Source organism: Vibrio sp. 10N.286.46.A8, assembly GCF_041470165.1.
Lineage (GTDB): Bacteria > Pseudomonadota > Gammaproteobacteria > Enterobacterales > Vibrionaceae > Vibrio > Vibrio tasmaniensis_A.
Map to the genome: position 1 here is coordinate 1 of NZ_JBFRLX010000065.1, position 12903 is coordinate 12903.

The following is a 12903-nucleotide window of genomic DNA, read 5'->3' on the forward strand; positions in this document are numbered from 1 at the left end:
GATATCTGATATGTGTTAAGTGGAGTAATCCGTAAAAGTTGACTATTCTTCTATTGATTACTTCATTAACAAAAAGCTTATTTTTCTCGGAATGATATGTTGCATTGTTGCTCTTGATGGGTACAATTGCGGCTACCTGATGCGGTGCTTTGGTTAATCTGTTGTTAAACTCTGGTTTACACGGTTAATAATGTTACCGCACGTAGAGGTGCAATTATAAAGAGTAGTTTTCGTTGGGGTGATGCCAATGAACGGGAATGAAAGGTGTAATTGCCGAAGTAAATTGTATATCTAAGCAATTTGCTGGGGTTGTGCTCAATAGGTACAACACTGCCATAGTCTTAATTTTAAACTATGGAGCGCTACTGTAGGGTTGGGTGAAGTGTTCACTTCCCTTTCGCTTAGTTCAACATGAGCTTGATAAGCCGTATCAAGTTTATCTGCAGTAGATCTCTAGCCAAATAAAAAACTGGTTTTTGAAGATCATGAATTTAATAGATTTTGCAACATCGCCTTTATCGCTGCTTCCTCCCTTGGTTGCCTTGACTCTTGCTATTGTTACCCGTCGTGTATTAGTTTCCTTGGGTGTCGGTATCGTCATGGGTGCGATTCTACTTGCTGACTACTCAGTAGGTAACGCAGCTAGCTACGTCTTTACTAAAGTATCTGGTGTTTTCATCGAAGATGGTGGTATTAACACTTGGAACATGAGCATCGTTGCTTTCCTAATTATCCTTGGAATGACAACGGCATTATTAACACTGTCTGGCGGTACTCGCGCATTCGCTGAGTGGGCACAGTCTCGTGTTAAGAGCAAACGTGGTTCAAAACTACTTGCTGCCTTCTTAGGCGTATTCATCTTTGTTGATGATTACTTCAACAGCTTAGCGGTAGGTGCCATCTCTCGCCCTGTAACTGACCGCTTCTACGTATCTCGCGCTAAGCTAGCTTATATCCTAGATTCAACTGCTGCTCCTATGTGTGTGATCATGCCGGCTTCTAGCTGGGGTGCTTACATAATCACTATCATTGGTGGCATCTTAGTGACACACGGTGTGACAGAGTATTCTGCACTGGGTGCTTACGTTCGCCTTATCCCAATGAACTTCTACGCTGTGTTCGCACTATTAATGGTGTTTGCCGTTGCGTGGTTTGGTTTAGATGTTGGCAAAATGCGCGAGCATGAGATTGAAGCCTCTCAAGGCCGTGGTTTTGAAGGTGATAATGATCAAAAGCAAGCGCACGATCTAAACGAAGAGCTAGATATTCAAGAGAGCGAAAACGGTTCTGTTTCTGATCTCGTTATGCCAATCGTAGCGTTAATCGTCGCGACGGTTGCAGCAATGCTTTACACCGGTGGCCAAGCGCTTACTGCTGATGGTCAAGCATTCAACTTGCTTGGTGCATTTGAAAATACAGATGTAGGTAAGTCTCTGGTTTACGGTGGTGTTATTGGTTTACTCGTTGCGCTAGCAACGGTATTCAAACAGAAACTGCCTATGGCTGATATCACAAGAACAATGTGGATTGGTGCAAGCTCAATGTTTGGCGCTATCCTTATCCTTGTATTTGCATGGACGATTGGTTCTGTTATTGGCGACATGAAAACAGGTTCGTACCTATCCTCTCTAGCAACAGGTAACATCGATTACCACTGGCTACCGGTTATCTTGTTCCTTCTTGCTGGCCTAATGGCGTTCTCGACAGGTACATCTTGGGGTACGTTCGGTATCATGTTACCGATTGCGGGTGACATGGCTGCTGCCTCTGACATCGCGCTAATTCTTCCTATGCTAAGTGCGGTTCTTGCGGGTTCTGTATTTGGTGATCACTGTTCTCCAATCTCGGATACAACGATTCTGTCTTCTACAGGTGCGCGTTGTAACCACATTGACCACGTATCGACTCAACTCCCTTACGCGCTGTCTGTGGCGTTCGTATCGTGTATTGGTTTTATCACCCTAGGAATGACATCATCAACTGGCATTGCATTTGGCGCAGCGTCTCTAACGTTTGTTGCGGTATGTTTTGCATTGGCTTATTTCTCTCGTTGCAAGATAGCAACGTGTAAAAGCTAATCATCATTTGATTGAATAATGAGAAGGGAGGCGTTTGCCTCCCTTTTTTTGTGTTCGTTAATTTAATTTTAAATTTCGTGAAAAAAGTTCGAATAAATGGTTGAAAAAGGGTGTCAGCTTAGTTAGTGTGGAGACAAGACAGCAAACAACCTAAGAGCTGATAAGTATGCGTAAATTAGTAATGAACATTCATCACCATCATCACCCTATCTAGTCTTTCGGGGAGATTTACGTATACCCGGGAGCAAGAATTCTCCCGGAGGTTAAGTCAAAGAATTTAGATTTAAACCCTCGGGACGACAAAGTCTTCCGAGGGTTTTTTAGTTTTAGCACTTTTAAATAATCAATAAATTCAAATATTTGCACAGGGATACAGCAATGCAGACACAACGCCTAAGAATCGCAATTCAAAAGAAAGGTCGCTTAAGTAAAGAGTGCCAAGATCTACTTAAAAAATGTGGTGTTAAATTTAACATCATGGGTGAGCGCTTAGTTGTTCATTCACTAAATATGCCAATCGACTTGTTACTCGTTCGTGATGACGACATCCCAGGTCTTATCATGGATGGTGTGGTTGACCTTGGTTTTATCGGTGAGAATGAACTAGAAGAAGTTCGCCTAGACCGTGTCGCTCTAAAGGAGCCTTCAGAGTTTCGTACACTACGTCGTTTAGACTTCGGTGGTTGCCGCCTTTCTATCGCAATCAACAAAGATGAAGAATACAACGGCCCACAAGACCTAGCGGGTAAACGTATTGCGACAACTTACCCACAATTACTAAAAGCCTACATGGACGAGCAGGGTGTTGAATTCAGCGCTTGTATGCTAACTGGCTCAGTTGAAGTTGCCCCTCGCGCAGGTCTAGCAGATGCTATCGCAGATTTAGTTTCTACAGGTGCAACGTTAGAAGCAAACGGTCTAAAGGAAGCAGAGGCTATCTTCCAATCTAAAGCAACACTGATTCAACGTGTTGGTGATTTCGATGCAGACAAAACGGCATTGATTGAAAAACTACTGACTCGTATGCAGGGTGTTCAACAAGCGAAAGAGTCGAAGTACATCATGCTTCACGCACCAACGTCTCAGCTCGAGCAAATCAAAGCACTACTGCCTGGGGCTGAAGATCCTACGGTTCTTCCTCTATCAACAGACAAAGACAAAGTTGCCGTTCACCTCGTAAGTACAGAGAACTTGTTCTGGGAAACTATGGAACAGCTGAAAGAGTTGGGTGCAAGCTCGATTCTAGTATTACCAATCGAAAAAATGATGGGGTAGTGACGATGAGAACCGTTGTTTGGCAATCTTTAAGTGAATCACAGCAAGACTCGGTATTAGAGCGTCCAGCTATTACTGAAGGTGCAAACATCACAGCGACTGTTTCTGATGTTATTGCAAAAGTACGAAATGAAGGCGATGCTGCACTTAAGGAACTGACTGAAAAGTTCGATGGTGTGACTCCAGAATCTATCCGAGTTAGTTCAGGTGAGATCGAAGAGGCATGTGCTCGTCTAACACCAGAGATGAAGCAAGCGTTGGAGCAAGCTTACAGCAACATTGCTAAGTTTCACGAAGCTCAAAAGCCACAGCCAATTAAGGTTGAAACACAGCCTGGTGTTATGTGTGAGCAGGTGACGCGCGCGATTAATACTGTTGGACTTTATATTCCGGGTGGCAGCGCGCCACTTCCGTCAACGGTTCTTATGTTAGGTGTACCTGCTCAAATTGCGGGTTGCCGTAAGGTTGTGCTTTGCTCACCTCCGCCAATTGCTGATGAAATCTTGTATGTCGCTAATCTTTGTAAAATCGATGAGGTTTACAATGTTGGTGGTGGTCAAGCCGTTGCTGCCATGGCTTACGGGACCGAGAGCGTGGCTAAGGTTGATAAGATCTTCGGCCCAGGTAACGCTTACGTAACGGAAGCTAAACGCCAAGTAAGTAACGACTTCCGTGGCGCTGCGATTGATATGCCTGCTGGCCCGTCTGAAGTGTTAGTGATTGCAGACGAAACTGCGGATGCTGACTTCATTGCTGCTGATCTACTGAGCCAAGCTGAACACGGGCCAGATTCACAGGTTGTATTAGTAACACCATCACCAGTTATTGCCGACCAAGTAACTGATGCGGTTCAGAAGCAACTGAAAGAGCTGTCTCGTGCGAACATCGCTCAGCAAGCATTGGCTTCAAGTCTAATCATCATTGCTGAATCGATCACTCAAGCGATTGCGATTTCGAATTTCTATGGTCCTGAGCACTTGATTGTTCAGACCAAGAGTCCACGTGAACTGCTGCCGTTACTAGACAATGCTGGTTCAATCTTCTTGGGTGACTGGTCTCCAGAATCTGCAGGTGACTACGCATCAGGCACAAACCACGTTCTTCCGACTTACGGCTATACCAAGACTTATTCAAGCCTAGGTTTGGCGGATTTCTCTAAGCGTATGACGGTACAAGAGTTAACAGCTGATGGCTTACAAGGCCTAGCGCCAACGGTAGTCACAATGGCGGAAGCCGAAGGTTTGGACGCACACAAACGTGCGGTGACTATCCGAGTTGAAAAATTAAATCGATTTGAACAACTAAATAAAGCGAAATAAGGGTAGGGCATGGAAAAGTTAGCAAGAAAACAAGTTCAGGCTCTAACACCTTACTTGTCTGCAAGACGCATTGGTGGCAGCGGAGATGTATGGTTGAACGCCAACGAATCTCCGTTTGATAACGAGTACACCTTAAATCTGACTCGACTTAATCGCTACAGCGAGTGTCAGCCTAAAGAGCTAATCGATGCTTACGCTCAATATGCGGGTGTTGCACCAGAGCAAACGTTGACTACTCGTGGTGCTGACGAAGGCATTGAACTACTGATTCGTGCTTTCTGTGAGCCGAACGAAGACGCTATTCTTTACTGCCCACCCACTTACGGTATGTACGCAATCAGTGCAGAGACGATTGGTGTTGAGCGTAAAGTGGTGCCTCTGACTTCTGAATGGCAATTGGATCTTCCTGCTATTGAAGCTCAACTTGACAACGTAAAAGTGGTGTTTGTTTGTAGTCCAAATAACCCAACAGGTAACTTAGTTAACCGTAAAGACATCGTTAAACTGCTTGAAATGACACAAGACAAAGCGATTGTGGTGATGGATGAAGCGTATATCGATTTCTGCCCTGAAGCATCAACGGTGGATTTGCTTGCTCAGTATCCGAATCTAGCGATTCTTCGAACTCTCTCGAAAGCATTTGCTTTAGCGGGTTTACGTTGTGGCTTTACGCTAGCGAACAAAGAGCTTATCGATGTATTGTTAAAGGTGATTGCTCCTTATCCAGTGCCAATCCCTGTTGCTGACATTGCCGTTCAAGCACTTTCAGAGCAAGGACTAGCGCGTGCTAAGTTCCAAGTTCTGGATTTAAGTGCTAACCGAGCGTATTTACAAGCAGGTCTATTAGGCATGCCTCAAGTGACGGTATTTGATGGTTGGGGTAACTACCTACTGGTTAAATTCCCGAACGGCGATGAGTTATTTAAAGCGGCTTGGGATACGGGCATCATTTTGCGTAATTCACCAATTGAAGACTGTGTTCGTATTAGTATTGGTAATCGCGAAGAGTGCGAAAAGACACTTGGATTCATTCGTAACTTTTATCAGTAACGAAAGGTTTACCAGTAATAACATTTGCCAGTTTGAGTGGATTAATTGCAGGCTGGCAAGTGAAACCAATATTTTGGGTTAGCGTTGATTTTAGCTAGGCCAGCAGATTTAAAATTAAAAGGAAGTTCAAGTGAGTAAACAACAGAAAATACTTTTTATAGACCGTGACGGCACCTTAATTGTTGAGCCGCCAGTTGACTTTCAAGTAGACCGTTTAGACAAACTAAAATTCGAACCGTTAGTGATCCCTAGCCTACTTGCACTGCAAGATGCAGGTTATCGCTTAGTGATGGTTACTAACCAAGATGGTCTAGGCACAGATAGCTACCCGCAAGAAGAGTTCGATGCTCCACATAATATGATGATGGAGTTCTTTGAGTCTCAGGGCGTTAAGTTTGATGATGTTCTAATCTGCCCTCACTTTGATGAAGACAACTGCTCTTGCCGCAAGCCTAAGCTTGGTATGGTTAAAGAATACCTACAAGGCGGTAAAGTTGACTTCCAAAAGTCAGTCGTGATTGGCGATCGAATGACGGATCTTCAACTTGCTGAGAACATGGCAATTCGTGGTATCCAATACGGACCAGATGCGCAAACTGAAGGCACGCTTAACTGGCCACAAATCGTTAAAGATCTGACGGTTAATGCGCGCATTGCTGAAGTGGTTCGTACCACTAAAGAAACGGACATCAAGGTGGCAGTAAACCTTGATGAAACCGGTGGCAACAAGATCGATACTGGCATGGGTTTCTTCGATCACATGCTTGATCAAATCGCGACACACGGCGGTTTCCAAATGAACCTGACTGTGAAGGGCGATCTACACATTGATGATCACCACACAGTAGAAGATACCGCTCTTGCTTTAGGCCAAGCATTGAAAGATGCATTAGGCGATAAACGTGGTATTGGCCGCTTTGGTTTCAGCCTACCAATGGATGAGTGTTTGGCTCAGTGTGCGCTAGACCTTTCTGGCCGTCCATACCTGAAGTTCGATGCTAAATTCAGCCGCGAGCAAGTGGGTGACCTTTCAACAGAGATGGTGGTTCACTTCTTCCGTTCTCTAACCGATACATTGGCTTGTACGCTACACCTTTCTTCTGACGGTAATAATGATCACCACATCATTGAGAGCCTATTCAAAGCGTTTGGCCGTACTCTTCGCCAAGCAATCAAAGTTGAAGGTAACGAGTTACCAAGCAGCAAAGGCGTTCTGTAAGGCTAACGTTAGCAAGGAAAAACAATGAAAGATCAAAAAGTAGTTATTATTGATACTGGTTGTGCCAATGTTTCCTCGGTGAAGTTTGCGATTGAACGTCTAGGCTACGCAGTTGAAATTTCAAAAGAACCAGAAGTTGTTCTTGCTGCGGACAAGCTGTTCCTACCCGGTGTAGGCACAGCAAGTGAGGCAATGAAGAACTTGCAAGAGCGCGACCTTGTTTCTCTTGTGAAGCAAGTAGAGAAGCCTCTGCTAGGTATTTGTTTAGGTATGCAGTTGTTAGGCAAATTGTCTCAAGAGAAAGGCCAAAAAGCTGACGAGTTAGTTGAATGCCTAGGATTGTGTGATGGCGAAGTTCGTTTACTTGAAACGGGTGATTTGCCATTACCACACATGGGTTGGAACACAGTAACCGCGACACCTAACCACCCTCTATTCAAAGATATTGAAGAGGGCGAGTACTTCTACTTTGTACACAGTTTCGCAATGCCAGTGGGTGACTACACAATCGCACAATGTGATTACGGCAATCCGTTTACTGCCGCAGTGCAAAGTGGCAACTATTATGGTGTTCAGTTCCACCCAGAACGTTCGTCAAAAGCTGGCTCTAAGCTGATTCAGAACTTCTTGGAATTGTAATAAGGATTTGGCAGCGGCTAACGTTGCCCTATAAGGAATGTAAATGATTATTCCCGCATTAGATTTAATTGAAGGCCAAGTAGTTCGCTTATTCCAAGGGGACTACGGGCAAGTAACAGAATACAAAGTAGACCCAGCAGAGCAGTTTAATCTGTATCACCAAGCTGGCGCTGGCTGGCTGCACCTTGTTGACTTAACGGGCGCAAAAGACACAACGGCTCGTCAGTTAGACTTGATTGCTAAGCTCCTTGCTAGCACGCCTGCGAACATCCAGATTGGTGGTGGCGTGCGTAACGAACAAGATGTCGTTGATCTACTAGAAGCTGGCGCACAGCGCGTTGTGGTTGGTTCTACGGCAGTTAAGCAACCTGAGTTGGTTAAAGGTTGGATGGAGAAGTACGGTGCGGAAAAAATCGTGCTGGCTCTGGACATCAATATTGACGAAAGCGGCACACGTAAAGTCGCGATTTCAGGTTGGCAAGAAGATTCAGGCGTGACCATTGAAGCGCTAATTGAAGATTACCTCACGGTTGGCCTTAAACACGTTCTGTGTACTGATATTTCACGTGATGGCACGCTAGAAGGGTCAAACGTAGAGCTCTATGTTGATCTCTGTAAACAGTACCCACAAGTGCAATTCCAATCATCGGGTGGCATTGGCAGCCTAGCTGATATCGAAGCACTTAAAGGCAGCGGCGTTGCGGGTGTGATTGTTGGTCGTGCACTGCTTGATGGCAAGTTCACCGCAGAGGAGGCATTTGCATGTTGGCAAAGCGAATAATCCCTTGTTTGGATGTCCGTGATGGACAAGTGGTTAAGGGCGTTCAATTCCGTAATCACGAAATTATTGGTGACATCGTTCCGCTAGCACAACGCTACGCAGAAGAGGGCGCTGATGAATTAGTATTTTATGACATCACCGCATCAAGTGATGGCCGTGTGGTCGATAAAAGCTGGGTGAAACGTGTAGCAGAAGTGATTGATATTCCTTTCTGTGTGGCTGGTGGTATTAAGTCTGCGGAAGATGCAGCACGCATTCTTGAGTTTGGTGCAGATAAAGTATCCATCAACTCGCCTGCATTGGCTAACCCACAGCTAATCACTGACCTAGCTGATAAGTTCGGCGTACAGTGTATCGTTGTCGGTATCGATTCATACTTCGATAAAGAGACGGGTAAATATCAGGTTTACCAATTCACAGGCGATGAAGCGCGTACCAAAGCAACCAAGTGGGAAACCAAAGATTGGGTGCAGGAAGTACAGAAGCGTGGCGCCGGTGAGATCGTGTTAAACATGATGAACCAAGATGGCGTTCGCAACGGTTATGATATCGACCAGTTAAATATGGTACGTTCGGTGTGTAATGTACCCCTGATTGCATCAGGTGGCGCAGGTGCAATGGAACACTTTGCTGAAGCTTATAAAAAGACCAACGTGGATGGAGCACTTGCGGCTTCGGTATTCCACAAACAAGTCATCAATATTGGTGAACTTAAACAGTATTTAAAACAACAAGATGTAGAGGTGCGACTATGAGTTTTGAACCCGTAAGCTTATCAAAAACAGAAGTAGGCGCATTGTCAGAGCGTATTGATTGGGAAAAAGTCGATGGCTTAGTGCCAGCGATTGTTCAAGATTACCAGTCTAGCCAAGTGCTGATGATGGGATACATGAACCCAGCAGCACTAGAGAAAACAGGCGAGACTGGCCAAGTGACGTTTTTCTCTCGCACCAAAGAGCGCCTTTGGACGAAAGGTGAAACGTCAGGCAACGTATTGCAACTGCACAACGTCGCCTTGGACTGTGACAGCGACACCTTACTGGTTAAAGTTAATCCCATTGGTCCAACGTGCCACACAGGTACAACAACGTGTTGGGATGGAGACAAGCAAGAAGAGTCTCAGATGGTGTGGCTTCATCAGCTTGAGCAGCTATTGGCTGCCCGCAAGGACGCCGATCCTGAATCTTCTTATACTGCCAGTCTATATGCCCGTGGCACCAAGCGTATTTCGCAAAAAGTGGGCGAAGAAGGCGTTGAAGTCGCGCTTGCGGCGACGTCGGGCGATAAGGCGGAATTAGTGTGTGAATCAGCAGATTTGATTTACCACTTGATGGTTCTTCTTCAAGACCAAGGCTTATCGATGAACGATGTGGTGAACAAATTAAAAGAGCGCCATAAGTAAGCTCTCTTTAAATTAATAGAACCGCGTAAAAGACAGAAAAAAGCCCCGCAAACAAACATGTTTACGGGGCTTTTTAGTTTTTTAGTTTTTTAATTTTCAGGATTTCAAGATTTCAAGATTTCTAAGCCCTACGTCACTTTTCTAACCTCTGACTTTACGTCCTTCCGAGGAGCCTAAGCGACATCAGGAATCTCTGATCTTAATCTGACTTCTTAGTCGAACGAGTTACCCGCAGCACTTCTTGTATTTCTTACCACTGCCACAAATACACGGATCATTACGGCCGATTTTAAAGCTCTCAACGGTTTGATTTAAGCGTGGGTCAATTTCTGGTTGTGTAGTTTGTTCCTGCTCTGGGAAGGTACCATCAATGTAGTACCAAAGGCCGTCTTCACGTATAAAGCGAGAGCGTTCTTGCATGCAGTATTGTGCGCCTTCTTCATTGAAGTAAGCTTTAAACTCAACAAAGCCTTCGTCTTGGTGCGAGCCTACCGTAGTATCGATGACTTCTAGTCCTGCCCAATCACTGTTGATAGATTCGGCAATACCTTCTCTTTGCGCTTCTGCGTTGCAGCTAGGGTGGTAAGTCGCAACAACATAGTCAACCAAACCCAACACGTGCGCTGAATAACGAGAGCGCATCAACTGTTCAGGCGTTTCAACAGAACTGTGTTGAAGGTGCGCTGATTCACAGCACTGTTGGTAAGAATTTTTGCTACCGCATGGGCATAAAGACATGGTCAAATCCTGTAAAAATGGCCTCTGTAAGAGGCCATAAATGAATGTGTTGGAGTTTATCAAGAAACGACTGCTCACCAAAGCTGAGTTTCGATTGAAGTTGCTGTGTGACGTGAACTATTTCAAAGTAGGAGACAGCAGGTCTTGGGCCCAAGAAGTTGCTTCGTCATAAGCTTGACCTAGCTCTGCTTCGTTGAGTTTGAGTAGTTTACGAATGCGCGTTGCTTCATCCCAGCGAGCTTGTTCATAAGCTATGACCATCGCCAAAATGGCACCTAATACGCCTTTACGTTGAATCAAGGCTTGTTTAATCTCATCATCGATCGGCACCGAGTCCAGTACTTTTACTAACGGCAGATCGAATAGGGAGTCGAGCAGCGAGAACATGCCAGTTAAAAAGGCTTGCCCGGGCTCAACCTTAACGTTCATTTTCTCGACCAACAGTTCACATTGGCGCGCGCGTATCACGGCTAAACCATAAAGTGAGTCTGGTTTATCTTCTTTCGCGGATGCGATAGCAACCAGTGACACTAGCTTACGTAGTTTTTGTTCACCAAGATAAACAAGCGCTTGGTGGAATGAACGAATCGGTGTTGATGAGCCACCAGCGGAGTTTACGTAAGAGAGCAGCTTATACGACATAGTCATATCAAGGGTAATCAAACGCTCTACTTCGGCAAAGTTGATAGGATCGTTGGCAATCTCTTTCAACAGTTGAACAATGGTTAAAAAAGCAGGGTTTAATGCGCGAGTTTGGATCATCTCCGGCTTACTGAAAAAGTAGCCTTGAAAGTAGTTAAACCCGGCTTGGATTGCTTCTTGGTATTCTTCGTGAGTTTCTACTTTCTCCGCTAGAAACTCGATATTCAAGTCTTTCAGAGTGTTCATGAACATCGCAGCTTTAGCGATTGAGATCAAACGTATGTCGAATTTGATAATTGATACGTAAGGTAAGAAGCGTTTCCATGCTTTGCTAGGCACAAAGTCATCTAACGCGATCGTGTAACCCGCATCATAAATTGTGATGATGGCTTCTAGCAGTTCGTCTGTTGGCTCACAGTCTTCCAGTACCTCGACAACTAAGCTCTCTTTCGGAAATAGAGTCGGGACTAGGTTAACCAAGCTTGCATATGGAAAATTAACGAATCCAAGTTTATCGCCCAATGTATTATAGTGGGTAGATAAGAAGTGGTCGGAAAGCAAACGGCTAGTAGCGAGCTCCGGCTCTACTTCAGGGAAAGTGTTCTTAGGACCATCCCTAAATAGCAACTCGTAACCTATGGTCTTCTTGTCTGCATCGAGTATTGGTTGACGCGCTACGTATGAATATTTCAACTTGGTACTGTGTTCGGTTTATTTTTGATAGACAAATAATAGCTAATTCAGGAGAAATTACCATATACAAGTGAAGAAAATCTGACCGATGATAATAATAAAAGTGAAAGTTTAAGCGTGATGCTAAAAGCGATTGCTAAACTCGCGATTCTGTAGTTCAAAACTTTGCGGAGTGAACACCAGAACTGATCCTTGGGTATACCAATCACCCAATACGATACGAGTTTTAGTACAATTACTAGCACTAAAGGAGTGTATGTTTGGACGGTGAGTATGACCGTGGATCATCAAATCGACGTTGTGTTGTTTCATCACATTTTCGACTTCTTGCTGTGTTACATCCATGATATCGAGTGACTTTGTCTGCTTGTCATCTTTGATATCAGACTGAACCTTGGAGACAATTTTCTTTTTGATAAAAAATGGAATTCTATTAAAGACCCATTGTAACCAGGGCTGATGAACTTTTTCACGAAAGGCGAGGTACTTTATATCTTCGGTACACAGAGTATCACCATGCAATACCACTGCTTTTTGTCCGTAGATATCGATAGTAGACACTTCATCTAGAAGTTGTACGCCTGTTTGTTTCGCAAATTTTTTGCCAACTAAAAAGTCCCGATTGCCTTGTGTGAAATAGCAAGGTACGCCAGTGTTAACTAAGTCTATAAACGTTTGGCGAATTGAATTCGCGAACTCGCTTGTATCGTCGTCACCAATCCAGAATTCGAAAAGATCACCCAACACGTAGAGTGCATCCGCTTCTACGGCCTCGTTCTTCATGAAGGTTAAGAAGCAATCTGTGATGTCTTGTCGCGACGGAGCAAGGTGTAGATCTGATATAAAATATGTTTTCATAGGTCTAAAAAAAGGGAGCGATTCGCTCCCTATATCCTGATTTTATCGGCTCATCAATTATTAATACTAGGGCGTGTTGACCTTTGGCGGTTAAATTTTGTTCGAGATAAAAGCGTTTTAATCGAGGCGAGGGATAGGAAGCCTAGTCATTCTAAGCAAATTTCCCTCAACAAAGAGTAAAACGCTTTTAGCCGAACCCTTTGGGCAGC

12 protein-coding genes, 1 riboswitch and 1 other annotated feature are annotated in these 12903 nt (G+C 44.5%); of the genes, 9 read left to right on the forward strand and 3 right to left on the reverse strand.

All coding sequences use genetic code 11. From position 1 onward, the window contains the following. Positions 1–195: 195 nt before the first annotated feature. Positions 196–373: riboswitch (Lysine riboswitch) on the forward strand. Positions 374–485: 112 nt separating this feature from the next. The 9 genes from AB4232_RS07500 (at position 486) to hisIE (ending at position 9763) form a co-directional block, all read left to right on the forward strand. Continuing rightward, positions 486–2078 carry a Na+/H+ antiporter NhaC family protein gene (locus AB4232_RS07500; protein ID WP_029223134.1) on the forward strand — a complete coding sequence of 531 codons (1593 nt, stop codon included), beginning with the start codon at positions 486–488 and terminating at the stop codon, positions 2076–2078. A 189-nt stretch (positions 2079–2267) separates the two neighbouring features. Continuing rightward, positions 2268–2403, forward strand: a sequence feature (His leader region). Positions 2404–2456: 53 nt separating this feature from the next. Beyond that, complete coding sequence (gene hisG / locus AB4232_RS07505) at positions 2457–3353, forward strand: ATP phosphoribosyltransferase (protein WP_029223133.1); 897 nt, start codon at positions 2457–2459, stop codon at positions 3351–3353. Next, a complete protein-coding gene (gene hisD, locus AB4232_RS07510; RefSeq protein ID WP_135381590.1) occupies positions 3353–4672 on the forward strand; it encodes a histidinol dehydrogenase in 1320 nt (439 codons plus the stop codon). The genes hisG and hisD overlap by 1 nt, the downstream gene beginning before the upstream one ends. Before the next feature lie 9 nt (positions 4673–4681). After that, positions 4682–5722: a histidinol-phosphate transaminase gene (gene hisC, locus AB4232_RS07515; RefSeq protein ID WP_017098158.1), complete on the forward strand. Its 1041-nt coding sequence runs from the start codon at positions 4682–4684 to the stop codon at positions 5720–5722. Positions 5723–5852: 130 nt separating this feature from the next. Further along, complete coding sequence (gene hisB / locus AB4232_RS07520; protein WP_065679885.1) at positions 5853–6941, forward strand: bifunctional histidinol-phosphatase/imidazoleglycerol-phosphate dehydratase HisB; 1089 nt, start codon at positions 5853–5855, stop codon at positions 6939–6941. 24 nt (positions 6942–6965) lie between these two features. After that, a complete protein-coding gene (gene hisH, locus AB4232_RS07525; RefSeq protein ID WP_008223538.1) occupies positions 6966–7580 on the forward strand; it encodes an imidazole glycerol phosphate synthase subunit HisH in 615 nt (204 codons plus the stop codon). Between the two features lie 43 nt (positions 7581–7623). Then, positions 7624–8361 (forward strand): 1-(5-phosphoribosyl)-5-[(5-phosphoribosylamino)methylideneamino]imidazole-4-carboxamide isomerase, encoded by a 738-nt coding sequence (gene hisA, locus AB4232_RS07530; RefSeq protein ID WP_012604374.1) that lies wholly within the window; start codon positions 7624–7626, stop codon positions 8359–8361. Further along, positions 8343–9116, forward strand: a complete 774-nt coding sequence (hisF, locus tag AB4232_RS07535) for an imidazole glycerol phosphate synthase subunit HisF (protein ID WP_004734577.1) — start codon at positions 8343–8345, stop codon at positions 9114–9116. The genes hisA and hisF overlap by 19 nt, the downstream gene beginning before the upstream one ends. After that, complete coding sequence (gene hisIE, locus AB4232_RS07540; RefSeq protein WP_135381589.1) at positions 9113–9763, forward strand: bifunctional phosphoribosyl-AMP cyclohydrolase/phosphoribosyl-ATP diphosphatase HisIE; 651 nt, start codon at positions 9113–9115, stop codon at positions 9761–9763. The genes hisF and hisIE overlap by 4 nt, the downstream gene beginning before the upstream one ends. A 225-nt stretch (positions 9764–9988) precedes the next feature. Here the strand turns inward: hisIE and AB4232_RS07545 are convergent, their stop codons facing one another. From AB4232_RS07545 to lpxH, 3 genes are all read right to left on the reverse strand, one after another. Next, the gene (locus tag AB4232_RS07545; RefSeq protein WP_135381588.1) at positions 9989–10501 is read right to left on the reverse strand and encodes a YchJ family protein; all 513 of its coding nucleotides are present in this window, start codon (positions 10499–10501) and stop codon (positions 9989–9991) included. Between the two features lie 117 nt (positions 10502–10618). Beyond that, positions 10619–11836: an EAL and HDOD domain-containing protein gene (locus AB4232_RS07550; protein ID WP_017098162.1), complete on the reverse strand. Its 1218-nt coding sequence runs from the start codon at positions 11834–11836 to the stop codon at positions 10619–10621. A 123-nt stretch (positions 11837–11959) separates the two neighbouring features. Then, positions 11960–12694 (reverse strand): UDP-2,3-diacylglucosamine diphosphatase, encoded by a 735-nt coding sequence (lpxH, locus tag AB4232_RS07555; RefSeq protein WP_135381587.1) that lies wholly within the window; start codon positions 12692–12694, stop codon positions 11960–11962. Between the last annotated feature and the right edge of the window lie 209 nt (positions 12695–12903).